The organism is Enterobacter mori LMG 25706 (genome assembly GCF_000211415.1).
Lineage (GTDB): Bacteria > Pseudomonadota > Gammaproteobacteria > Enterobacterales > Enterobacteriaceae > Enterobacter > Enterobacter mori.
In genome coordinates this window covers 446,091-468,321 of the sequence record NZ_GL890777.1, presented here as the reverse complement: position 1 = coordinate 468,321, position 22,231 = coordinate 446,091, and the positions used below count along the sequence as shown (strand labels likewise).

21 protein-coding genes and 1 tRNA gene are annotated in these 22,231 nt (G+C 50.7%); 7 read left to right on the top strand and 15 right to left on the bottom strand.

What is annotated here, in order from left to right; all coding sequences use genetic code 11:
• Positions 1 to 14: 14 nt before the first annotated feature.
• The 4 genes from ENTMO_RS0115945 to ENTMO_RS25965 all read right to left on the bottom strand — a co-directional run bounded on the left by ENTMO_RS0115945 (position 15) and on the right by ENTMO_RS25965 (position 2,477).
• Positions 15 to 968: a bifunctional helix-turn-helix transcriptional regulator/GNAT family N-acetyltransferase gene (locus ENTMO_RS0115945; protein WP_010433020.1), complete on the bottom strand. Its 954-nt coding sequence runs from the start codon at positions 966 to 968 to the stop codon at positions 15 to 17.
• Positions 969 to 1,060: 92 nt separating this feature from the next.
• Entirely contained in the window at positions 1,061 to 1,696 is a 636-nt protein-coding gene (gene leuE / locus ENTMO_RS0115940; protein WP_010433018.1) for a leucine efflux protein LeuE, read from the bottom strand.
• Between the two features lie 69 nt (positions 1,697 to 1,765).
• A complete protein-coding gene (locus ENTMO_RS0115935; protein WP_010433015.1) occupies positions 1,766 to 2,176 on the bottom strand; it encodes an Exc2 family lipoprotein in 411 nt (136 codons plus the stop codon).
• A 127-nt stretch (positions 2,177 to 2,303) separates the two neighbouring features.
• Positions 2,304 to 2,477: a YciY family protein gene (locus tag ENTMO_RS25965; protein ID WP_017384232.1), complete on the bottom strand. Its 174-nt coding sequence runs from the start codon at positions 2,475 to 2,477 to the stop codon at positions 2,304 to 2,306.
• 143 nt (positions 2,478 to 2,620) lie between these two features.
• Between ENTMO_RS25965 and cls the strand changes: the two genes are divergently transcribed.
• Positions 2,621 to 4,081 (top strand): cardiolipin synthase, encoded by a 1,461-nt coding sequence (gene cls / locus ENTMO_RS0115930; protein ID WP_010433013.1) that lies wholly within the window; start codon positions 2,621 to 2,623, stop codon positions 4,079 to 4,081.
• Positions 4,082 to 4,114: 33 nt separating this feature from the next.
• Entirely contained in the window at positions 4,115 to 4,444 is a 330-nt protein-coding gene (locus ENTMO_RS0115925) for an HI1450 family dsDNA-mimic protein (protein WP_006810881.1), read from the top strand.
• A gap of 31 nt (positions 4,445 to 4,475) precedes the next feature.
• On the opposite strand, the gene ENTMO_RS0115920 is transcribed toward ENTMO_RS0115925, so the two are convergent.
• The 7 genes from ENTMO_RS0115920 to ENTMO_RS0115890 form a co-directional block, all read right to left on the bottom strand.
• Positions 4,476 to 5,345: an ion transporter gene (locus tag ENTMO_RS0115920; RefSeq protein WP_041951420.1), complete on the bottom strand. Its 870-nt coding sequence runs from the start codon at positions 5,343 to 5,345 to the stop codon at positions 4,476 to 4,478.
• Positions 5,346 to 5,359: 14 nt separating this feature from the next.
• Positions 5,360 to 6,364, bottom strand: coding sequence for a murein tripeptide/oligopeptide ABC transporter ATP-binding protein OppF (gene oppF / locus ENTMO_RS0115915; protein WP_010433006.1), 1,005 nt, complete (start codon positions 6,362 to 6,364; stop codon positions 5,360 to 5,362).
• Entirely contained in the window at positions 6,361 to 7,374 is a 1,014-nt protein-coding gene (gene oppD / locus ENTMO_RS0115910; protein ID WP_010433005.1) for an ABC transporter ATP-binding protein, read from the bottom strand. The genes oppF and oppD overlap by 4 nt, the downstream gene beginning before the upstream one ends.
• 11 nt (positions 7,375 to 7,385) lie before the next feature.
• The gene (gene oppC, locus ENTMO_RS0115905) at positions 7,386 to 8,294 is read right to left on the bottom strand and encodes an oligopeptide ABC transporter permease OppC (RefSeq protein WP_010433004.1); all 909 of its coding nucleotides are present in this window, start codon (positions 8,292 to 8,294) and stop codon (positions 7,386 to 7,388) included.
• A gap of 12 nt (positions 8,295 to 8,306) precedes the next feature.
• On the bottom strand, positions 8,307 to 9,227 hold the full coding sequence (gene oppB, locus ENTMO_RS0115900; RefSeq protein WP_010433003.1) for an oligopeptide ABC transporter permease OppB: 921 nt from the start codon (positions 9,225 to 9,227) through the stop codon (positions 8,307 to 8,309).
• A gap of 84 nt (positions 9,228 to 9,311) precedes the next feature.
• Entirely contained in the window at positions 9,312 to 10,940 is a 1,629-nt protein-coding gene (oppA, locus tag ENTMO_RS0115895; RefSeq protein ID WP_010433002.1) for an oligopeptide ABC transporter substrate-binding protein OppA, read from the bottom strand.
• A 770-nt stretch (positions 10,941 to 11,710) separates the two neighbouring features.
• On the bottom strand, positions 11,711 to 12,358 hold the full coding sequence (locus tag ENTMO_RS0115890) for a YchE family NAAT transporter (RefSeq protein WP_010433000.1): 648 nt from the start codon (positions 12,356 to 12,358) through the stop codon (positions 11,711 to 11,713).
• A gap of 478 nt (positions 12,359 to 12,836) precedes the next feature.
• Between ENTMO_RS0115890 and adhE the strand changes: the two genes are divergently transcribed.
• Positions 12,837 to 15,515 carry a bifunctional acetaldehyde-CoA/alcohol dehydrogenase gene (gene adhE / locus ENTMO_RS0115885; RefSeq protein ID WP_010432997.1) on the top strand — a complete coding sequence of 893 codons (2,679 nt, stop codon included), beginning with the start codon at positions 12,837 to 12,839 and terminating at the stop codon, positions 15,513 to 15,515.
• 75 nt (positions 15,516 to 15,590) lie between these two features.
• Here the strand turns inward: adhE and tdk are convergent, their stop codons facing one another.
• Complete coding sequence (tdk, locus tag ENTMO_RS0115880; RefSeq protein WP_010432994.1) at positions 15,591 to 16,205, bottom strand: thymidine kinase; 615 nt, start codon at positions 16,203 to 16,205, stop codon at positions 15,591 to 15,593.
• Between the two features lie 550 nt (positions 16,206 to 16,755).
• Here tdk and hns point away from each other — a divergent pair.
• On the top strand, positions 16,756 to 17,169 hold the full coding sequence (gene hns, locus ENTMO_RS0115875) for a histone-like nucleoid-structuring protein H-NS (RefSeq protein ID WP_003856724.1): 414 nt from the start codon (positions 16,756 to 16,758) through the stop codon (positions 17,167 to 17,169).
• A 205-nt stretch (positions 17,170 to 17,374) separates the two neighbouring features.
• Here hns and galU read toward each other — a convergent pair whose 3' ends face one another.
• From galU to rssA, 3 genes are all read right to left on the bottom strand, one after another.
• Complete coding sequence (galU, locus tag ENTMO_RS0115870) at positions 17,375 to 18,283, bottom strand: UTP--glucose-1-phosphate uridylyltransferase GalU (protein WP_010432990.1); 909 nt, start codon at positions 18,281 to 18,283, stop codon at positions 17,375 to 17,377.
• 199 nt (positions 18,284 to 18,482) lie between these two features.
• On the bottom strand, positions 18,483 to 19,496 hold the full coding sequence (rssB, locus tag ENTMO_RS0115865) for a two-component system response regulator RssB (protein WP_010432987.1): 1,014 nt from the start codon (positions 19,494 to 19,496) through the stop codon (positions 18,483 to 18,485).
• A gap of 92 nt (positions 19,497 to 19,588) precedes the next feature.
• Entirely contained in the window at positions 19,589 to 20,491 is a 903-nt protein-coding gene (rssA, locus tag ENTMO_RS0115860; RefSeq protein ID WP_010432984.1) for a patatin-like phospholipase RssA, read from the bottom strand.
• A 114-nt stretch (positions 20,492 to 20,605) separates the two neighbouring features.
• Here rssA and ENTMO_RS0115855 point away from each other — a divergent pair, with 114 nt between their 5' ends.
• The 3 genes from ENTMO_RS0115855 (at position 20,606) to ENTMO_RS0115845 (ending at position 22,197) form a co-directional block, all read left to right on the top strand.
• Positions 20,606 to 21,064, top strand: coding sequence for a YchJ family protein (locus ENTMO_RS0115855; RefSeq protein WP_071985429.1), 459 nt, complete (start codon positions 20,606 to 20,608; stop codon positions 21,062 to 21,064).
• A gap of 48 nt (positions 21,065 to 21,112) precedes the next feature.
• Positions 21,113 to 21,955: a formyltetrahydrofolate deformylase gene (purU, locus tag ENTMO_RS0115850; protein WP_010432980.1), complete on the top strand. Its 843-nt coding sequence runs from the start codon at positions 21,113 to 21,115 to the stop codon at positions 21,953 to 21,955.
• A 157-nt stretch (positions 21,956 to 22,112) separates the two neighbouring features.
• Positions 22,113 to 22,197: transfer RNA gene (locus ENTMO_RS0115845), tRNA-Tyr, on the top strand.
• Positions 22,198 to 22,231 lie beyond the last annotated feature (34 nt).

Genomic DNA, 22,231 nt, shown 5'->3' with positions numbered 1-22,231 from the left:
TTTTTATCGCACCGCTAAACCTGTTTGAACCGGGTGAACTGCTGCTCAATGATACGACTGCCCCACTGATCGCCCTCCCACTCTTTCGCTAGCGTAAAGCCAAAGGATTCGTACAGGTGTCGGGCAGCGGTCAATTTATTGAACGTCCAGAGATGCACGGCAGAAAAGCCCTCGCTGTCGCAAAACGTCATGGCCTCGCTCAACAGTTTTTTGCCAACCCCATGACCCCGGCAGCCATCGTCCAGAATAAACCAGCGCAGATGCGCCTCACCCGGCTCTAAATCCTCGCCGTCAATGGCGACAGATCCTACAATTCTGCCGTTCATCACAGCCAGCCAAACCTGGTTGCACGGCTTATCAAGTCGTCCGCTAAATTCAGCAAGCCCCGCAGCAACTTTGGCTTCGAAGAAGCTGCCAAAGTTATGCTCGCGTGCGTAATAGCTGCCGTGCATTTCCGCGATGCGGCCAATCATGCCGGGACGGTAGCCTGCGACAATCACCGGTGCCGTAGGCTGGTGCTCAGCGCCGCTCTCCCGGCAGGCCAGCAGCGCGTTGGCGTAGAGCGACAGTCCCTGAGAGATGGTTTCCTGCTGTATGGGATCCAGTGATTGTATCGCTGAAATAACCCGTTCACTCCCGTAGGCATTAATCTGCTCAACGGTCTTGCGCCCCTTTGCAGTCAGCCGGAGACTTTTGACCCTGGCATCTTGCGCAGACCCCCCCTCCTCCAGTTCGCCTGCAGAAATAAGGCGTGACAGCATCCGGCTGACGCTGGATTTTTCCAGACCCAACAACTGCACCAGTTGACCTGCGGTCATCTCCTTATGCAGCTCAATTTCCACGAGGGTGTGTACGGCCGAGGGCGAGTAATGCGTAGAGGCCAGCGTGGAGGCCATAAAGCCCAGCTCTCTGACCATCAGACGTGATGCAACGCGAATGTCGCTAACTACAGGGGGGTCGTTGTGCATGTGAGCTCTCCGTTATTTGGTTGTACTATACAACTAAATGACGGAGCATTGTCAACGATATTAAAAAGGCTCCCTCAGGAGCCTTTCTTCTGTCAATGTAGCGACGCTAATCTCGCCGCAAAGCCGACAAATAATAGTCCTATCAGCCCATTCCCCAGCTTCGCCAGTTTCTTTTTGGTTTTCAGGTAGCGGGTGACAAACGCGCCAGAGAAGATCAGGAAGCTCATGTACATAAAGCTAATCAACTCAAGCGTGGTGGCGAGGATCAGGAAAGAGGTTCCTGTGTTTTGCGCATTCACGTCAATAAACTGTACGAAGAATGACACGTAAAACAGAATCGCTTTCGGGTTCGTCAGGCTCAATACCAGAGAACGCTTCATGATGGCGCTGGCAGGCTCGGTTCCACTTTCGTGCCCATTAGTCTGTCGGGTAATGACCGGCCACAGCATTTTACCGCCGAGCCACAGAAGATAAAACGCCCCCAGATAGCGAACAATATTGAACAGCACAGGCGTGGTCTGGATTAAGGCCGCGACGCCTGCCCATGCCAGAAACATCAAAACCGCATCGCCGATAAACACACCAGTCGCGGCGAGATAGCCTTTTTTGACGCCGTGACCAATACCCGTTTTCAATACAAACAGCGTATTAGGACCCGGTACCAGCACAATGAAAAATGCGCCGACCACGTACGTCCAGAAATTCAGTACACCAAACTCCGCAAACACCTCTCCCTCCTTTTGCTGAAAAATAACGGGAATATCGCTGCAAAAACGATATTCCCGAAAACTGTCGCGTTATTGTACGCCGTTATAGCCGTCAAGATAAGTCGTGGCCAGTTCGTTGCCGTATAAAATGGCATCCTTCGGCTCCATTTCCGAGGTCCATTTGCTCTCACTATTCCCCGTGAAGGCGTGCTCCGTTTTGGCCTCTTCCTTCAACCGATCGCGAATAGCCTGTGCATACTGCTGAGCGTAAGACGGCAGTTGCCCCGCGGCGCGGTCAGCTTTCCCCTGCTTATACAGCTCACGAAACTGCGGCACATTGAGACGGTAATTTTGCGAAATACTGGAGGTATAATTTCCGCCCGTAAAATTGGATTGATGCGAGACGAAATAATAGGCATGTCTTTCAGGTGAGGGTTTATTGCTGTTGCAAGCGCTGAGGACAGCGATCCCCATAAGTACCGCGACCACTTTTCCATTCATCCTTTGTTCCTTTTAAATTCATGAGGTTAGGCAAGATGAGTATATCGCGGAATGAGGTCGGGAAGAGACTGCGAAAAATGATAGTCTTATAAAATCAGCGGGCACCTTGACGGTGCCCTCATGGTGCTCAGATATCCTGGACGGCGAACAGCAACGCGTTGCGGTGTCTGTTTAGTCCACATTTTCTGATAGCGTGGATACGCATATTGCGGCGGGATTGTGCTTCCAGCCAACGGGCCTTCCGACGACTCACCTGTCGCAACATACGCCAGCGCCCTACTTCTGTTCTACTGCGCTTCATATCGACAACTCTTTCACTCACAGAGTCGTCATTATAAGCTCAACCCCGTCGCAAACCAGCGCTTTTATCTGCCGTTTTTATTTGCCAGATGAATCCTGATGCGTACACTCATAACAATACGCTTTCAAAAGGATTTTTTACTTATGACAACCTTCTACACCGTGGTGAGTTGGCTGGTCATTCTGGGATACTGGCTGTTAATCGCGGGGGTGACGTTACGCATCCTGATGAAGCGCAGAGCCGTACCTTCTGCCATGGCCTGGCTTCTGATTATTTACATACTGCCGCTGGTGGGCATTATCGCGTATCTCTCTTTCGGTGAGCTCCATCTGGGTAAACGCCGCGCCGAGCGGGCCCGCGCGATGTGGCCCTCGACGGCGAAATGGCTCAGCGATCTTAAAGCCTGCAAACATATCTTTGCCGAAGAGAACAGCAGCGTCGCCTCTTCATTATTTAAGCTGTGCGAACGCCGCCAGGGCATCGCGGGCGTTAAGGGTAATCAGCTGCAATTAATGACTTCGTCCGACGATGTGATGCAGGCACTGATCCGCGATATTCAGCTGGCGCGTCATAACATCGAGATGGTTTTTTATATCTGGCAACCGGGGGGCATGGCGGATCAGGTTGCTGAATCACTGATGGCCGCCGCTCGTCGCGGTATTCACTGCCGCCTGATGCTGGATTCCGCTGGCAGCGTCGCGTTTTTCCGCAGCCCGTGGGCGGGAATGATGCGCAATGCCGGTATAGAAGTGGTTGAGGCGCTGAAGGTTAATCTGCTGCGTGTTTTCCTGCGGCGCATGGATCTTCGCCAGCACCGCAAAATGATTCTGATTGATAACTATATTGCCTACACCGGCAGTATGAACCTGGTCGACCCGCGCTTCTTCAAGCAGGATTCCGGTGTCGGTCAATGGATCGATCTGATGGCGCGAATGGAAGGCCCGGTCGCCACCTCGATGGGGATCGTCTACTCGTGCGACTGGGAAATAGAAACCGGTAAGCGTATTTTACCGCCGCCCCCGGACGGCAATATTATGCCGTTTGAAGAGGCCAGCGGACATACCATTCATACCATTGCCTCCGGGCCTGGTTTCCCGGAAGACCTCATCCACCAGGCATTACTCACGGCGACCTATTCTGCGCGTGAGTATCTGATTATGACGACGCCTTACTTCGTCCCCAGCGACGATCTGCTGCACGCTATTTGTACTGCTGCGCAGCGTGGTGTAGACGTCAGTATTATTATGCCGCGCAAAAACGATTCTCTGCTGGTCGGTTGGGCAAGCCGCGCATTCTTTAGCGAACTCCTTGCCGCAGGGGTGAGAATTTATCAGTTTGAAGGCGGACTGTTGCATACCAAGAGCGTGCTGGTAGACGGTGAGCTGAGCCTCGTGGGCACAGTTAACCTTGATATGCGCAGCCTGTGGCTAAACTTTGAAATCACTCTCGTGATTGACGATGCAGGATTTGGTGGCGATCTGGCGGCGGTCCAGGATGATTATATCTCCCGCTCGCGCCTGCTGGATGCCAGACTGTGGGTGAAACGCCCTCTCTGGCAGAGAATTGCTGAACGACTGTTTTACTTCTTTAGTCCGTTGCTGTAAAACGTGCCCAACGATGTTTAACAGGTAGTCATCATGGAAATGGATCTGAACAATCGCCTGACCGAAGACGAAACGCTTGAGCAGGCCTATGACATTTTTCTCGAACTGGCGGTTGATAACCTCGATCCCGCAGATGTGATTCTCTTTAATCTGCAGTTTGAAGAACGCGGCGGTGCCGAGCTGTTCGACCCTTCAGAAGACTGGGCTGAGCATGTTGATTTTGATCTCAATCCGGACTTCTTTGCAGAAGTGGTGATTGGGCTGGCCGATGAAGATGGCGGTGAAATTAACGACATTTTCGCTCGCGTTCTGCTGTGTCGCGAGAAAGACCACAAGCTGTGCCATATTCTCTGGCGCGAATAATAAAAAAGGCTGCGATGGCAGCCTTTTTTATTTAATCCGGTAATTCACTACCACAGCGGTTACAGAAACGCGCGCTGTGTTCATGCTCACCCTGATGGCAGTTCGAACATTTACGCTGCTGCTTGCGGTTCTGAAATGCACTGCTCATGTGGGTGGTAATCAGTCCCGTCGGGATCGCGATCACCGAATAGCCAATCAAAATCAGGACCGATGCCACAATACGCCCAAGCGGCGTATGCGGTGTGATATCGCCGTAGCCAACGGTTGTAACGGTCACAATGGCCCAGTAGACGGACGCGTTGAGCGTCGTAAAGCCGTATTTGGGCCCTTCTATTAAATACATCAGCGCGCCAAAAACAATCATGACGATGGCAATAAACGAGTAGAACAAAATAAGCTGATGCCGCGCACTGACGATCGCACTCCAGAACACGCGTAATGACGGCATAAAACGCAGTAATTTCAGAATACGTAATACCCGAATCACGCGCATCGCTCGCCAGGCGAAGACATAGCTCAGGCTGATCTCCGGCCAAAGCCACATAACATAGAGCGGCAGGATGGTGGCTAAATCGATAAATCCCCAGAAGCTGAAAACATATCTGGCCGGGTTGGGCCAGGCTATTACTCTGAGGAGATATTCGACGGTAAAGACCAGGGTAATCACCAGCTCAAGCCAGACAAAGATATGCCATTCGTCAAACGTCAGGTGGTATTGCGTCCCGGCACCCGATTCAATAAAGATGACAACCACGCTGAGCAGCGCAAATAAACCGCAGAGACCTTCGAAGCGTCGCCCGGATACCGTTTCAGGATCGAATAAAAAATGATAAAGCCGCCGACGGGCTGACGTGAATAAACGCGACACAGTAACCTCGCAAAAAATAAGGGCTGACGTCATGTCAGCCCTTGCGATTATAACGGGTCTACTTTAAGGCAGGAAACCGCATGTCGGAAACTGCCCTCCAGCACCGGTCGTGTTTTTGCACATTCCGGCCCGGCCATTGGACAGCGCGTGCGGAATACGCAGCCGGACGGCGGATTAATCGGCGAAGGCAGTTCCCCTTCCAGCAGCTGAATCGTTTTATTTTTTTCCAGATCCGGGTCGGGGATCGGCACTGCCGACATCAGCGCTTTGGTATAAGGATGCAGCGGGTTGTGGTACACCTCGTCATAGGTGCCCAGTTCCACCGCGTGCCCCAGATACATCACCAGTACACGGTCTGAAATGTGCTTCACCACGGCCAGATCGTGAGCGATGAAGATCAGCGAGAGCCCCATCTCACGCTGCAGCTTCTGCAGCAGGTTAACCACCTGTGCCTGAATGGACACGTCCAGCGCGGAGACCGGCTCATCACAGATGATCAGCTTCGGTTCCAGAATGAGTGCACGCGCAATGCCAATACGCTGACACTGGCCACCGGAGAATTCGTGCGGATAGCGGTTGATGAGGTTTGGCAGCAGGCCCACTTTCATCATCATCGCTTTCACACGATCGCGCACTTCCTGACGCGACATCTTCGGATGATAGGTGCGCAGCGGCTCGGCAATAATTTCGCCGATGGTCATACGCGGGTTCAGTGACGCCAGCGGATCCTGGAAAATCATCTGGATATCGCTGCGCACGTCGCGCCACTCGTCCGGTTTCATCCCCAGCAGGTCTTTGCCCAGCCAGGCCACTTTGCCGTCGGTGGCTTTCACCAGACCGATAATGGCACGGGCAAAAGTGGACTTCCCGCAGCCAGACTCACCCACCACGCCCAGCGTTTCGCCCTCGTACAGGCGAAGCGTTACGCCATCAACGGCTTTGAGGGTTTTAGGCGGCTGCCAGAACCACTGTTTGCCGTCTTTGATATCGAAATGGACTTTAAGATCGGCAATTTCGAGCAGCACATTTCTTTTTTCATCTAATGCGTTCATACCAGCTCCTCATGCGACTTAAAGCAGGCGCGCAGGCGGCCTGGTGCAAACTCTTCCAGCGGCGGAGCGCTATTACAAATCTCCATCGCATGCGGACAACGTGGCTGGAATGGACAACCTTTTGGCAAACGCAGCAGGTTTGGCGGGTTACCCGGGATCGTCAGCAGGGATTCACCTTCCGCATCCAGACGCGGTACCGCATTCAGCAGGCCGATAGAATACGGATGTGCAGGCTGATAGAAGACATCACGCGCCTGACCGTACTCCATGGTACGACCGGCATACATCACCAGCACTTTGTCGCAGATACCTGCAACCACGCCCAGGTCATGGGTGATCATGATAATTGCCGTGTTGAATTCCCGCTTAAGCTCGTTCAACAGGGTCATGATCTGTGCCTGAACGGTCACATCCAGCGCAGTGGTCGGCTCATCAGCAATCAGCAGTTTTGGCCGGCAAAGCAGCGCCATCGCAATCATCACGCGCTGACGCATACCGCCAGAGAATTCGTGCGGGAACATGCGCATGCGCTTGCGCGCTTCCGGCATTTTTACCGCATCCAGCATTTTTACCGACTCTTCAAAGGCTTCAGCTTTACCCATACCTTTGTGCAGCATCAGCACTTCCATCAGCTGTTCGCCGACGCGCATATACGGGTTTAAAGAGGTCATTGGGTCCTGGAAAATCATCGAAATCTGCTCAGCGCGAAGCTTATTCAGCTCGTGTTCCGGCAGGTTGAGGATTTCACGACCGTTGAATTTCGCAGAACCACCAATCACGCCGTTAGACGCCAGCAGACCCATCAGCGCAAATGCGGTTTGAGATTTACCGGAGCCAGACTCCCCCACGATCCCCAGCGTTTCACCGGCGCGCAGGTTAAAATTAAGGTCGTTTACGGCGGTGACATCACCATCCGGCGTTTTAAAGGTGACACGGAGATCGTTTACATCCAGCAGCATATTGCTCTGCTGTTGCGCCATTGGCGCAGTGGCCGTTTCAATAATCGTCATGACGGCGCTCCTTAACGGTCTTTCGGGTCGAGGGCATCACGCAGGCCATCGCCGATAAAGTTGAAACAAAACAGGGTGACAACCAGGAAGCCCGCAGGATACAGCAGCAACCACGGGGAAACTTCCATCGAGTTTGCACCGTCACTCAGCAACGCGCCCCAGCTGCTTAACGGCTCTTGCGTGCCCAGCCCCAGGAAACTCAGGAAAGATTCAAAGAGGATCATGCTCGGCACCAGCAGTGAGGCATACACCACCACCACGCCAAGAACATTCGGCACAATGTGGCGAACCACGATATTTCTGGTCGATACCCCACCCACCTGTGCCGCTTCGATAAACTCTTTGCGCTTAAGGCTCAGCGTTTGACCACGCACGATACGCGCCATATCGAGCCAGGACACCATCCCGATGGCCACGAAAATCAACAGGATGTTCTGACCAAAGAAGGTCACCAGCAGGATCACGAAGAACATGAACGGGAAGGAGTTGAGGATTTCCAGCAGACGCATCATAACGGAGTGCACTTTCCCGCCGAGATAACCGGAAAGCGATCCGTAGAGCGTGCCGAGGATCACCGCCACCAGCGCGGCAGCAATACCGACCATCAACGAAATGCGGCCGCCGATGGCCACGCGCACCAGCAGGTCACGACCGGACGAATCGGTACCGAAATAGTGCCCGGACTCCATATCTGGCGCGCTGGACATCATGCCCCAGTCCGTATCGAAATAGGTGAATTGCGACAGCATCGGTGCCAGCGTCACAAACAGGGCAATGATCACCAGTACGACCAGACTCGCGACGGCAGCACGGTTGTGCATAAAGCGACGACGCGCATCCTGCCAGAGGCTACGACCTTCGACTTCCAGTTTTTCACTGAAGTTTTCCAGCGCCTCGCTGTTTTTCTTACTCAACATCATGGCGTGCTCCAGTTAGTAACGGATTTTAGGGTCGATAACGGCATACAGCACATCGACAACGGCGTTAAACAGAATGGTCAGCGCACCAACCAAAATCGTCAGGCTCAGCACCAGCGAGTAGTCACGGTTAAGCGCACCGTTAACAAACAGCTGACCAATGCCCGGCAGGCCGTAGATGGTTTCGATAACCATTGACCCCGTAATGATGCCGACAAAAGCTGGCCCCAGGTAAGAAAGGACGGGCAACAGCGCAGGCTTCAGCGCATGCCGTAAGATAATCCGGCGCATCGGCAAGCCTTTCGCGCGCGCGGTACGGATAAAGTTGGAGTGCAGAACCTCAATCATCGACCCGCGCGTGATACGCGCGATACTGGCGATGTATGCCAACGATAATGCCACCATTGGCAGGATCATGAACTGCAGCGCCCCACCGTTCCACCCGCCGCCCGGCAGCCATTTCAGCGTGATGGCAAATATCATGACCAGCAACGGTGCGACAACGAAGCTTGGGATAACCACCCCGGTCATTGCGACCCCCATGACGGCATAATCCCATTTGGTATTTTGTTTTAAGGCGGCGATAACGCCCGCAGCAACCCCGAGAACGACGGCGAGCAGGAATGCTGCAGCACCCAATTTAGCCGATACCGGGAAGCTTGACGCCACCAGGTCGTTAACGGAGTAGTCTTTATATTTGAATGACGGCCCAAAATCCCCGTGTGCCAGCTGCTTCAGATAGTTGAAGTACTGGGTAGAGATAGGATCGTTCAGATGGTATTTCGCTTCAATGTTGGCCATGACTTCTGGCGGCAGCGTACGTTCACCGGTAAAAGGGCTTCCCGGTGCAAGACGCATCATGAAGAAGGAAATCGTGATGAGAATAAATAGCGTTGGAATCGCTTCAAGACAGCGACGTAGGATAAATTTCAACATTGCCCGTACCTTCTGGCGTGTGCCTATATTATGTGACGTTGGTTAGACACCGTGGGGCGAGTACCCTCGCCCCACTCATTGCCATTAATGCTTGATAATATAAAGATTCTTAACGGAGATATTATCCAACGGGTCTTTACCGGTATAACCCCCTACCCACGGTTTCACCAGACGGGCGTTCACGTAGTAGTAAACCGGTACAATTGCAGAGTCTTTATCGAGTTGTTCTTCTGATTTCGCGTACAGCTCTGCGCGTTGCGCATCGTCAGTCACTTTCAGCGTATCACCGATAATCTTATCGAAAGCCGGGCTCTTATAGTGTGCAGTGTTATTCGAACTGTCACTGAGCATCGTGTTCAGGAAGGATGTCGGTTCGTTGTAGTCCGCACACCAGCCAGCACGTGCCACGTCGAACGTCCCCTGATGACGGGTATCGAGGAAGGTTTTCCACTCCTGGTTTTCCAGTTTGACGTTCGCACCCAGGTTTTTCTTCCAGATAGACGCGACGGCAATAGCCAGTTTTTTATGCAGATCTGACGTGTTGTACAGCAGGTTAAACGTCAGAGGCTTATCAGCGGTATACCCTGCTTCAGCCAACAGTTTTTTGGCTTCTTCGTTACGTTTTTCCTGGGACCATTTGAACCACTCAGGTTCAACCAGTTTCATACCGTCGGTGTAAGGCGGGGTGTAGCTGTAAGCGGGCAGATCGCCCTGGTTTTTCACCTTGTTAACAATGATATCGCGATCCAGCGCCAGCTTCAGCGCGGTACGAACGCGCACGTCGGTGAACGGTGCTTTCTGGTTGTTAATTTCGTAGTAGTACGTGCACAGGTACGGATCGACGTGAACTTCTTTCGGGATCTCTTTTTTCAGTTTCTGGAACAGTTCAATCGGCATGTTGTTATAGGTCATGTCGATCTCGCCGCTGCGGTAGCGGTTAACGTCCGTCACTTCAGAAGAAATTGGCAGGTAAGTCACCTGATTGATCACGGTTTTCGCGTTGTCCCAGTACTGCGGGTTACGCTCCAGAACCATACGTTCGTTGACCACCCAGTCTTTCAGCTTATAGGCGCCGTTGGTCACGATATTGGCTGGCTGCGTCCATTTTTCACCAAATTTCTCCACGGCGGATTTTGGTACCGGGGAGACGGACGGGTGAACAAGCAGCTTATAGAAGTACGGAACAGGTTCGCTCAACGTCACTTCAAAGGTATTCGCATCAATGGCTTTTACGCCCAGATCGGTAACAGGTTTTTTGCCTGCGATAATGTCATCAATATTGGCGATGTGACCATACTGCAGATAGCTCGCATACGGAGAGGCGGTATTTGGATTCGCCAGGCGCTGCCAGCTATACACGAAATCTTCAGCGGTGACCGGAGTGCCGTCGGACCATTTAGCATCTTTACGCAGATGGAAGGTCCAGACTTTGAAATCTTTGTTTTCCCATTTCTCAGCCACGCCCGGAGCCGGGTGGCCGTCTACGTCAGTGACCAGCAGACCTTCGAACAGATCGCGGTTAACGTTCGACTCAGGAACCCCTTCAATTTTGTGCGGGTCCAGAGACTGAACTTCCGCACCGTTGTTACGCACCAGCGTCTGTTTTTCCGCCAGTTGTACCCCTGCAGGCACATCCGCAGCCATTGCGTTGCCCGCGATTAGCGCAGTTAAAATCCCCGCCGCTACCAGATTTTTTTTTGTGATGATGGTCATTGTGTTGGTACTCCACTCATTATAATTACTGGCCTTCGCCAGCTGTGTAATCCCCTGTTGGGGCCTGTACAGCGCAGGAGTTTTTTTATGCTGCTGCCAGGTTCTTTTTTCTACTTCTGCTATCACCGACTTTTTTATTACTGACCGCTCGTATGGCCGTCTTGCGTCGATTCTCAACACGCCGCCCCGTCTGCGACGTGTTATGGATTTCTGGGACGAAAACTATATGAAAATAATTCTCATCTACTTGTTTAATTCTGCAAAATATAAGGCCGGAAAGTATCAAATGGCGCAAACACCCGCCAATACATTTTGCAAATTTGTTAAGCAATTCTCTTTTACGAAGGATGCCGTTTCTCTGACAATCGTCTCACCGGACAGCACTTATCAAAAAATTGGTGGATATTCAATAAGATGTAAAAAACCTTTTCTGCGCGCACTTCAATGCGTCGCCCCAGGCAGATTTTGCACAAAAATTTAACAACTGGTTATTATTTAGCACATTCCTCTAGGGGAACATTGAAATTACTAATATCATTTCGGATATCACTCAGCAAGCCCCAGACTATCATGTGAGTAAAATAACAGAGCATTCGAAGGATTTATGTGCAGGCGGGTGGCCAGGAAAGAAATAACTCGTTGAAATACAAGAAAAGAGGATTATTAGTAGAATTTATTATGTCATGTTCACATTTCAACTTTATTTATATGATTTGCTGATAATGACGTAAAAAAACGGAGCCCCTGGCTCCGTCCTTTCATATGAAGTTTTAATGCAATAACCCTGGGAAAATGCTTTTAATGCCGGTAACGATAAACTCAATACCCAGCGCCATCAGCAGCAGACCCATGATACGGGTAATAACGTTGATGCCTGTTTGCCCTAACAGCCGCACCAGCCAGGGGGCCATGCGGAATACGCCCCAACAGCAGAGCGCGAAAAGCGCAATCGCCACGGAAAAACCGATCAGGTGCATCAGACTGTGATAGCGCGTCCCCCACACTATCGTCGAGCTAATGGCCCCCGGGCCCGCCATCAGCGGCAAGGCCAACGGAACGACACCGATACTTTCACGAACCGCTGTTTCTGATTTCTCCTGTTTGTTCTGTTTATCCTCACCCAGCTTACCGCTGATCATCGACATGGCGATGGTGACAACCAGAATTCCGCCCGCAATACGGAAGGAATCAATAGAGATACCGAACAACTGTAGAATGGCATCGCCCAGGTAAAGCGACGTCAGCAGAATAATGGCTACCGATAAGTTTGCCGTCAGGTTGGTTTTGTTTCTGGCAACGGCTGTCTGGTAGCTGGTCATACTGATGAAGACAGGGATAATCCCCACTGGGTTCACCAGTGCAAACAAACCAATAAAAAACTTAAAATATGTAGGGAAATCAAAGAGCGTTTGAATCACATTTAGCTCCGCTAATGAGCATGTTCAGGGACAGAAAATATGTCATGATAAAACCGCGCTGAAGATACGCTTTTTTGCAGCATTCTTCACCAGAAATCTGTGCCAAAACGTTATCATTTCATGATGTTAAACATTTGTAGAATCAATGATAGCGCCACTTCTAATAGTTACGTAATTATTTAACAGTGGAAAATTCTTGCCGAAATAGGCTGCTGAAAGGTATCAGCTTAGGGAAAAATTGATGCAGATCATGATTTCCGTACTCAGAAGTGAGTAATCTGATTACGCCGCCAGGGAGATCACCTATCAAAAAGGTATGATGCTAAGGTAAGGCTCTTTTAGTAAATTAGTGAGCTGGAACGAGAAGTAAGCCCTTGTTTTACTGTGTGTTACGCAAGTGGTATCGGCTCTGTCTATACTGTGTGACGTATCGAGCGCTGGTTTACTAAAAGAGTTTAAACATTATCAGGAGAGCATTATGGCTGTTACTAATATCGCTGAACTGAACGCACTCGTCGAGCGCGTTAAAAAAGCCCAGCGTGAATATGCCAATTTCACCCAAGAACAGGTTGATAAAATCTTCCGCGCGGCCGCACTGGCTGCTGCAGATGCTCGAATCCCTCTCGCTAAAATGGCCGTTGCCGAATCCGGTATGGGTATCGTTGAAGATAAAGTGATCAAAAACCACTTTGCTTCAGAGTATATCTACAACGCCTATAAAGATGAGAAAACCTGTGGCGTGCTGTCTGAAGACGACACCTTCGGTACCATCACTATTGCAGAACCTATCGGCATCATTTGCGGTATCGTTCCAACCACTAACCCAACGTCTACTGCTATCTTCAAATCACTGATCAGCCTGAAGACCCGTAACGCAATCATCTTCTCCCCGCACCCACGTGCAAAAGACGCGACCAACAAAGCAGCAGATATCGTTCTGCAGGCTGCAATTGCAGCTGGCGCACCAAAAGATTTGATTGGCTGGATTGATCAGCCGTCTGTTGAACTGTCCAATGCACTGATGCATCACCCGGACATTAACCTGATTCTGGCGACCGGTGGTCCTGGTATGGTTAAAGCTGCATACAGCTCCGGTAAACCAGCCATCGGCGTAGGCGCAGGTAACACCCCTGTTGTTATCGACGAAACGGCGGATATCAAACGTGCCGTTGCGTCTGTACTGATGTCAAAAACCTTCGACAACGGTGTTATTTGTGCGTCCGAGCAGTCTGTTGTGGTTGTTGATTCCGTGTACGATGCCGTGCGTGAACGTTTCGCGAGCCACGGCGGCTACCTGCTGCAGGGTAAAGAGCTGAAAGCCGTTCAGGACATCATCCTGAAAAATGGCGCACTGAATGCTGCTATCGTAGGTCAACCCGCATATAAAATTGCTGAGCTGGCAGGCTTCACCGTTCCGGCAACAACCAAGATCCTGATTGGTGAAGTGAAAGTTGTCGATGAAAGCGAACCGTTCGCTCACGAAAAACTGTCCCCTACTCTGGCAATGTACCGTGCCAAAGATTTCGATGACGCGGTAGAGAAAGCAGAGAAACTGGTTGCCATGGGCGGTATCGGTCACACCTCTTGCCTGTACACCGACCAGGATAACCAGCCAGAACGTGTTGCTCACTTCGGTCAGAAGATGAAAACTGCACGTATCCTGATCAACACCCCTGCTTCTCAGGGTGGTATCGGTGACCTGTATAACTTTAAACTCGCACCTTCCCTGACTCTGGGTTGTGGTTCCTGGGGTGGTAACTCCATCTCTGAAAACGTTGGTCCAAAACACCTGATCAACAAGAAAACCGTTGCTAAGCGAGCTGAAAACATGTTGTGGCACAAACTTCCGAAATCTATCTACTTCCGCCGTGGCTCTCTGCCAATCGCGCTGGATGAAGTGATTACTGATGGCCACAAACGTGCGCTCATCGTGACTGACCGTTTCCTGTTCAACAACGGCTACGCAGATCAGATCACCTCAGTACTGAAAGCCTCTGGTGTTGAAACTGAAGTCTTCTTTGAAGTTGAAGCTGACCCAACCCTGAGCGTTGTTCGTAAAGGTGCTGAACTGGCAAACTCCTTCAAACCAGATGTGATTATCGCACTGGGTGGCGGTTCCCCAATGGACGCCGCGAAAATCATGTGGGTCATGTACGAGCATCCGGAAACCCACTTCGAAGAGCTGGCGCTGCGCTTTATGGATATCCGTAAACGTATCTACAAGTTCCCGAAAATGGGTGTGAAAGCGAAAATGATCGCTGTCACCACCACTTCCGGTACCGGTTCAGAAGTGACGCCGTTTGCGGTTGTAACTGATGATGCAACAGGTCAGAAATACCCACTGGCGGACTACGCGCTGACCCCAGATATGGCTATCGTTGATGCCAACCTGGTGATGGATATGCCGAAATCACTGTGTGCCTTCGGTGGTCTGGATGCCGTGACTCACGCCCTGGAAGCCTATGTGTCTGTACTGGCGTCCGAATTCTCTGACGGTCAAGCTCTGCAAGCGCTGAAACTGCTGAAAGAGAACCTGCCAGCGTCTTACAACGAAGGGTCTAAAAACCCGGTAGCGCGTGAGCGTGTACACAGTGCTGCAACCATCGCTGGTATCGCGTTTGCGAACGCCTTCCTGGGTGTTTGTCACTCAATGGCACACAAACTGGGTTCTCAGTTCCACATTCCTCACGGTCTGGCGAACGCTCTGTTGATCAGCAACGTTATCCGTTATAACGCGAACGACAACCCAACCAAGCAGACTGCATTCAGCCAGTACGACCGTCCACAAGCACGTCGTCGTTACGCTGAAATCGCTGACCACCTGGGTCTGAGCGCACCGGGCGACCGCACTGCTGCTAAGATTGAGAAACTGCTGGCATGGCTGGACAGCATCAAAGCTGAGCTGGGTATTCCTAAATCTATCCGTGAAGCAGGCGTTCAGGAAGCTGACTTCCTCGCTCACGTAGATAAACTGTCTGAAGACGCATTTGATGACCAGTGTACTGGTGCTAACCCGCGCTACCCACTGATCTCCGAGCTGAAACAGATTCTGCTTGATACCTACTACGGTCGCGAGTTCAAAGAAAATGACACTGTCGCGGTGAAAGTTGAAGCGCCTGTTGTTAAAGCTGACAAAAAAGCGAAGAAAAGCGCTTAATTGACAGCCTAATAAAAAACCCGCCAATGGCGGGTTTTTTTATGTCTGCTGATCGGCAAAGAAATCTGCACTGCCCTATTTCCGGTTATCGCTCTGGATAGCCGTCAGTGAACCTACAACAAGTGCTTCTTTATAGTGCTTGCGACAGACCGATACATAGCGCTCGTTGCCCCCTATAACGACCTGCTCGCCATCCGCGTAGGGTTTACCCGATTGATCGAGACGAAGCACCATACTGGCTTTACGGCCGCAGAAACAGATAGTCTTCAGCTCAACGAGCTTATCCGACCATGCGAGCAAATACTGGCTGCCAGCAAATAACTCGCCGCGAAAATCGGTGCGTAGACCATAACAGAGTACGGGAATATCCAGTTCGTCAACGACTTCAGAAAGCGCATGAACCTGTTCACGCGTCAGGAACTGGCTTTCATCTACCAGAACACAATGGATGGGCTTAGCGGCGTGTTCAGTGCGGATATCATCCAGTAAATCCGTTTGCGGGTTATAGAGCCTTGCTGGTGACGAAAGTCCTATTCTTGAACTTACCTTCCCTGCACCAAAGCGATCGTCGATTTCAGCGGTGTATACAACGGTGCGCATCCCCCGCTCCTGATAATTGTATGAGGATTGCAGTAACGCCGTCGATTTCCCTGCATTCATTGCCGAATAGTAGAAATAAAGTTGTGCCATTGGCCGAAGAATCCTAATCAATGTGTAATATTCCCGATGAATCATTGTACCATATTTTGTCCCGTCATCAGCGATACACCGCACAGACTATGCCGCTGAACCCGTGATTAACCCTCGGTTCTTTTAGAAAATAATGCGTTAAAACATACATTAAACGCTTATCGGGCTGCCAATAAGCAACTTCTGCAGCCAAACATAACACTTCTTTTTATACTGGAATTTACGTTCATTAAAATTCACTATTTATTAACTATTTTTGTCTTACCCGCGCGTCCCTGAAGTAATACAAAAGGCTGATATTTATCCGCCGCAACTATAATTCCTGAGGGAAATGTCACAAAACCAAACATGCATGCCACTGGTTTTTGCCGTTTGACGTGAAATCATCAGACCAGACAAACGGTGAAATTTAAGTTAGCGTAATTAATAATAGCGCCGACGATTTCGTATTTTTTGAATTCCTTACATTCCCACCTATTGCACAACTCAATTTATCGCTCTATTATTAGGACAACAAACCACCCCCCATTATAAGTTTGAGATTACTACAATGAGCGAAGCACTTAAAATTCTGAACAACATCCGTACTCTTCGTGCGCAGGCAAGAGAATGTACCCTTGAAACGCTTGAAGAAATGCTGGAAAAATTAGAAGTTGTAGTTAATGAGCGTCGTGAAGAAGAAAGCGCAGCTGCTGCTGAAATCGAAGAACGCACTCGTAAACTGCAGCAATATCGCGAAATGCTGATTGCAGATGGTATCGATCCAAACGAATTGCTGAACAGCATGGCTGCGGCGAAAACCGGTACCAAAGCAAAACGCGCTGCTCGTCCGGCTAAATATAGCTACATTGATGAGAACGGCGAAGAGAAAACCTGGACCGGCCAGGGTCGTACTCCAGCTGTTATCAAGAAAGCAATGGATGAGCAGGGTAAACAACTGGATGACTTCCTGATCAAGGATTAATCCTAATCTAATTACAAAAATCCCGCTTAATGCGGGATTTTTTTTACGCGAAATTCCGCTGAGCAACCCTTTACACTCTGTCATATGTCGCCACAGACTATTTAATGTCTTTTACAATCCCTCTCCAGCAGCCACTGAGCCTCGTTATGGGCATAAAAAAACCGGTGGGCATCGCCACACCGGTCTTGTTCAACTGAGTATCAGACTATTTCTTAATACCCACGTTTTCTTTGAGCCAGGCTTTAAATTCTTCGCCCAGGGTATTGTGGCGAATACCATATTCAACGAATGCCTGCATATAACCGAGTTTATTACCGCAGTCATGGCTCTTACCTTTCATATGGTAAGCTTCTACGGTTTCTTTTTCGATCAGCATATCGATGCCATCGGTCAGCTGGATTTCATCACCCGCTCCCGGAGGCGTTTTCGCCAGCAGTGGCCAAATCTCAGCACTCAGCACGTAACGACCCACAACCGCCAGATTAGATGGCGCGACGTCCGCTTTCGGTTTCTCAACGACACCTACCATAGGAACGCTTTCGCCTGGCTCCAGATTAACGCCCTTGCAGTCCACAACACCATAGGCGGTAACGTCTTCTACAGGCTCAACCATGATCTGGCTGCTGCCTGTTTCGTCGAAGCGCTTGATCATCTCAGCCAGGTTATCCTGAGACAGATCTGATTCAAATTCGTCCAGAATAACGTCCGGCAGAATAACAGCAACCGGCTCATCACCCACAACCGGGTGTGCACACAGCACAGCATGACCCAGACCTTTCGCCAGCCCCTGACGAACCTGCATAATGGTGACGTGTGGAGGACAAATAGACTGAACTTCCGCTAACAGCTGGCGCTTAACGCGTTTTTCCAGCATCGCTTCAAGTTCAAAACTTGTATCAAAATGGTTTTCGATAGAGTTTTTAGATGAATGCGTAACCAGCACAATCTCAGTAATCCCTGCCGCGATACATTCATTTACGACGTACTGGATTAATGGCTTATCAACTAAAGGCAGCATCTCTTTAGGGATTGCCTTCGTTGCTGGTAACATCCTGGTCCCCAATCCCGCTACCGGGATGACGGCCTTTCTGACTTTCGAATTTAGGGCAGCCATTCAAATTCTCCTGAGCTGTTCAAGTTTTGAACTTTTATGCATTAAATAACGCGTTGAGTATATCAGCCTCAGCCTTTAGTACGGGTCTGAAAAGAACGCGTTGCCGATCAATTAGGATAAATACGCATGAATCTGGGAGCGATAGTAGCACCGCCAACTAAACACTGGAAAAGCAATCTCAAGAATAAAACTCAACTGCTTATTCCGTGGACAACATTAAGCGCAACCGCCCGCCAGCGCCCCAAATTTGGCACTGCCAGGAGGAACAGCGATGACTAATTTGATTGAGGTAAGCCGTCCCCAGTGTTCCCAGCGGTACGCCGTTACTCACCTGAATATGATGCTCCCCCGTATTCAGAGAAGCGTTTAAACCCGCAGAAACAAGAATCAGATTTTTCAGTCCGCTGTGATAATAACCGACGAGTAGCGGAAACTGCCCAGGCAAATTAGCCTGGCGGAAAAGCTGATTTACTTGTTTAAGCAAACGGCCTAATTCAGGAAGCCGCTGTCCCTGATGGGATAACTGCTCCTGCAATAATCCATTAAATAGCGCACGAAGTAACAATGCGGCTAAAACACCATTGTCTCCTGCCCGGGTCACGTCCAGACAATAAAAAGCGAGATCGGAATCGGATAACGGCGCAATATCGAGCACCAGACCATGCTGGTCTGCCGCCACGAGTTGTCGATAATTTATCCGGCAATGGGAAAGCGTTTGTTGTACCGGCGGCTGAAGCTCTTGTAACAATTTGGCAGCGGCAAGCGGATTACTGACCAACGCATCCCAGTCCTGAAACAGACGTTCTTCTTCTTCAACGCGGGAATTGAACATGTTGGGATAAAGGCAAGCGAGCACCGTCTCACGCAGACGGTTCAAATCCTTGACGGGCTTGAGCAGAATATCCTGTACCCCCAGACGTAGCGCTTTCGCGATATCCGCCATATTCTCCGTCGCAGAGATCACCAGCACAGGCATTTGGTTTCCTTCGTTGCGAAGATGCTCAACCAGTTTCAGGCCATTCATTCGCGGCATCGCGATGTCGCAGATCATCAAGTCCGGGGCAATAGACGTCATTTTCTCCAGCGCGTCGATGCCGTCCTCGGCAAGAGAAGTATCCGCACCCAGTGAGGATAACCACGAATCCAGCAAAGAGCGGAAAACGGGCTCGTCTTCAACGATTAAAATGTGTTTTCCGACCAATGGCTGCGTCATGGTTCCTCCCCTGGCTGACAGTTACTCAATAGTGGCATGCTATTGGTACTATCGCCTGTCAGATTTTGCTGAAGTAATCAAATAAAGGATGCTTAAAGTGCTGTTCGCACAAATGGCAACAATTCATCTATTTTCTTTTCGACGGCTAAGGAACCCGCTGAAATCGCGGCCTCAGCTCTATGGAAATCAAGGGTAGAGATTTGAGGACAATAAGGTTGAATCAGAATATCGGGAGGATCGCCCGCCATACGGTTTCGCTTCAGGCGATTCTCAAGTACCTGAATTGACGTGGTCATGATTTCCAGGGCGGTGGGTGCCGTTACTGCTCGGCGAGTTGCCAGGCGTCCAATTCTTCCGCGCAAACGCGCATGCCAGGCGAGCTTTTCACCTTCGGTATCATCACTTTGAAGATTAACGGGCATCAGGTCTTGCTGCATCAGGTGGGCATCATGTTGCAGGTCCACGGCAATCACAATATCCGCGCCCATGGCACGCGTCAGGGAAACAGGGACCGGGTTTACTACCCCGCCATCGGCCAGCCAGTAGCCGTTATGTGGCACAGGGGCCATTAATCCCGGCATACTGCAGGACGCACGGACAGCAAGATGAAGATCGCCTTCGGTGAGCCACAGCTCACGTCCTGTACTGAGGTTCGTGGCCACCGCGCCAAACGGCAACTGACAGTGGGTAAAGTCATCAAGGGGCATAATCTGACGGAACTGATTAAACACGCGCTCGCCGCGCAGCAGGCCGCCACGCTGCCAGGAGAGATCCATCAGGCGCAGCACATCCCAGTAGCTGAAGGAACGTACCCAACTCTCAAGCTCCGGTAGCTTACCGCAGGCATATGCTGACCCGACCAGCGAACCAATCGAACAGCCTGCAACGATATCAACGTCAATACCCATCTGTTTCAAGGCGTTGATAACGCCAATATGCGACCAGCCTCGGGCTGCACCTGAGCCTAACGCCAGTCCAATTTTTACTTTTCTCATTAGCCCTGTTTTACTTCCCCTGGATCCCCAACATAGCGTCAACGCAACAGCTCAGTTAACATAGTGCTACCCTAAGCGTTAAACGCCCTTATTTTTTGTTCCAGGAAGAGAATCGTGTCTCAACTCTGCCCCTGTGGTAGCGCTCTGGAGTATAGCCTATGTTGCCAGCGATATCTTACTGGCGAGCAGGTTGCTCCAGACCCGTCACACCTGATGCGTTCGCGGTATACTGCTTTTGTGATCAAAGACGCAGATTATTTAGTCAAGACCTGGCACCCCACTTGCCATGCAGCTGATTTTCAGCAAGACATTGAAGCGGGCTTCGCCAATACCCACTGGCTCGGTCTCACGGTCTTTGATTCAGCCCCCGGTCGTGATGAGAACGAGGGTTACGTAAGTTTTGTTGCCCGTTTTACCGAACAGCACAAACCCGGTGCCATTATTGAACGTTCCCGTTTCTTAAAGGAAAGCGGGCAATGGTATTATATTGACGGAACGCGTCCTCAATTCGGTCGTAACGATCCCTGCCCTTGCGGTTCAGGTAAAAAATTTAAAAAGTGTTGCGGGCAGTAATGCCTGACAACCCAGACTTCGCAAATACACAAACAGGATTTCCCGGCGATGCAATCACTACAACGTAAAGTTCTGCGCACCATCTGTCCCGATCAAAAAGGACTGATCGCACGAATTACCAACATTTGTTACAAACATGAACTGAATATCGTGCAGAACAACGAGTTCGTTGACCACCGTACCGGTCGCTTCTTTATGCGTACCGAGCTCGAAGGTATTTTCAACGACACCACCCTCCTTGCCGATCTGGATAGTGCCCTGCCGGAAGGTTCCGTGCGTGAACTGACGCCTGCTGGCCGTCGTCGCATTGTGATCCTGGTGACCAAAGAGGCACACTGCCTGGGCGACCTGCTGATGAAAGCCAACTACGGCGGTCTTGATGTCGAAATTGCCGCTGTTATCGGCAACCACGAGACGCTGCGTACGCTGGTCGAGCGTTTTGATATTCCATTCGAACTGGTCAGCCACGAAGGACATACCCGTGAAGAGCACGACGATCTGATGGCGCAGGCAATTGAAGCGCATAATCCAGATTACGTGGTGCTGGCGAAATATATGCGCGTATTAACGCCATCCTTCGTATCTCGTTTCCCGAATAAGATCATCAACATTCACCACTCGTTCCTTCCCGCCTTTATTGGCGCGCGCCCGTACCACCAGGCGTACGAGCGCGGCGTGAAGATCATCGGTGCGACGGCCCACTATGTGAATGACAACCTGGATGAAGGTCCTATCATTATGCAGGACGTGATTCATGTGGATCACACCTATACCGCAGAAGACATGATGCGCGCTGGGCGCGACGTTGAGAAAAACGTCTTAAGCCGTGCGTTGTATCAGGTGCTTGCCCAACGCGTCTTCGTTTACGGCAACAGAACCATCATTCTTTAATCTTTCGGAAAATGAATTGATTAGCTTTGCACCTTTGCGGATAAAAAGCAGGCAAACAGCGTCATTTCCCTAAAGGAATGCTTTACAGGGGCGTCTCATTTGATATGATGCGCCCCGCTTCCAACAGGAAGCAGGCCAGTAAAAAGCATTACCCCGTGGTGGGGTTCCCGAGCGGCCAAAGGGAGCAGACTGTAAATCTGCCGTCATCGACTTCGAAGGTTCGAATCCTTCCCCCACCACCATCTCTCAGCATTACCTCAAAATTTGAATTACCCC

Excerpts from the sequence above, each read along its gene's own strand:
- oppD (WP_010433005.1), bottom strand. The coding sequence starts at position 7,374 with ATGACGATTATTGAAACGGCCACTGCGCCAATGGCGCAACAGCAGAGC.
- cls (WP_010433013.1), top strand. The coding sequence starts at position 2,621 with ATGACAACCTTCTACACCGTGGTGAGTTGGCTGGTCATTCTGGGATAC.
- hns (WP_003856724.1), top strand. The coding sequence starts at position 16,756 with ATGAGCGAAGCACTTAAAATTCTGAACAACATCCGTACTCTTCGTGCG.
- ENTMO_RS0115935 (WP_010433015.1), bottom strand. The coding sequence starts at position 2,176 with ATGAATGGAAAAGTGGTCGCGGTACTTATGGGGATCGCTGTCCTCAGC.
- galU (WP_010432990.1), bottom strand. The coding sequence starts at position 18,283 with ATGGCTGCCCTAAATTCGAAAGTCAGAAAGGCCGTCATCCCGGTAGCG.
- oppC (WP_010433004.1), bottom strand. The coding sequence starts at position 8,294 with ATGATGTTGAGTAAGAAAAACAGCGAGGCGCTGGAAAACTTCAGTGAA.
- rssB (WP_010432987.1), bottom strand. The coding sequence starts at position 19,496 with ATGACGCAGCCATTGGTCGGAAAACACATTTTAATCGTTGAAGACGAG.
- ENTMO_RS25965 (WP_017384232.1), bottom strand. The coding sequence starts at position 2,477 with ATGAAGCGCAGTAGAACAGAAGTAGGGCGCTGGCGTATGTTGCGACAG.
- oppA (WP_010433002.1), bottom strand. The coding sequence starts at position 10,940 with ATGACCATCATCACAAAAAAAAATCTGGTAGCGGCGGGGATTTTAACT.
- oppB (WP_010433003.1), bottom strand. The coding sequence starts at position 9,227 with ATGTTGAAATTTATCCTACGTCGCTGTCTTGAAGCGATTCCAACGCTA.
- purU (WP_010432980.1), top strand. The coding sequence starts at position 21,113 with ATGCAATCACTACAACGTAAAGTTCTGCGCACCATCTGTCCCGATCAA.
- ENTMO_RS0115920 (WP_041951420.1), bottom strand. The coding sequence starts at position 5,345 with ATGACGTCAGCCCTTATTTTTTGCGAGGTTACTGTGTCGCGTTTATTC.
- oppF (WP_010433006.1), bottom strand. The coding sequence starts at position 6,364 with ATGAACGCATTAGATGAAAAAAGAAATGTGCTGCTCGAAATTGCCGAT.
- ENTMO_RS0115945 (WP_010433020.1), bottom strand. The coding sequence starts at position 968 with ATGCACAACGACCCCCCTGTAGTTAGCGACATTCGCGTTGCATCACGT.
- rssA (WP_010432984.1), bottom strand. The coding sequence starts at position 20,491 with ATGAGAAAAGTAAAAATTGGACTGGCGTTAGGCTCAGGTGCAGCCCGA.
- ENTMO_RS0115925 (WP_006810881.1), top strand. The coding sequence starts at position 4,115 with ATGGAAATGGATCTGAACAATCGCCTGACCGAAGACGAAACGCTTGAG.
- adhE (WP_010432997.1), top strand. The coding sequence starts at position 12,837 with ATGGCTGTTACTAATATCGCTGAACTGAACGCACTCGTCGAGCGCGTT.
- tdk (WP_010432994.1), bottom strand. The coding sequence starts at position 16,205 with ATGGCACAACTTTATTTCTACTATTCGGCAATGAATGCAGGGAAATCG.